The organism is Limosilactobacillus portuensis (genome assembly GCF_014838735.1).
Taxonomy (GTDB): Bacteria; Bacillota; Bacilli; order Lactobacillales; family Lactobacillaceae; genus Limosilactobacillus; species Limosilactobacillus portuensis.
In genome coordinates, this window is sequence record NZ_JABUXQ010000092.1 from 1 (window position 1) to 329 (window position 329).

The 329-nt window shown below is 36.2% G+C and carries 1 protein-coding gene; it reads right to left on the minus strand.

Features of this window, described 5'->3' with window-relative positions; all coding sequences use genetic code 11:
* Positions 1-143: 143 nt before the first annotated feature.
* Positions 144-329: hypothetical protein (locus HUK49_RS10710; RefSeq protein ID WP_268890038.1), on the minus strand; the 186-nt coding region annotated here is incomplete at its 5' end.

A 329-nucleotide genomic window follows, 5' to 3' on the forward strand; every position in this document is an offset into this window, starting at 1 on the left:
TAAAACGATGGTCTAATGAACCAAACTGCGTTGTATATGTCACAAACGTTTTTTGAAAATCCTTCTTTGGAATAATGAACAGGTTCAAGCCGTTCGCCAAAGTAGAATGATAGACCGTTTCATCAATTTGTTGATAGTATGTTTTATTCATCCGTATCATCCTCCTTTGTCAAAATATAAATCGTATCAAGATGCGCATTTTGACAGAGACGTTGAATGTCTTCATGTTTAACGGCTTGTATTCGCGCTTCATATTGGTCATCCGTTTCTGGAACTTCGAGCAACAATTGATTATGCATCATTTCAATCATATTTTTCGGACGGTCTTT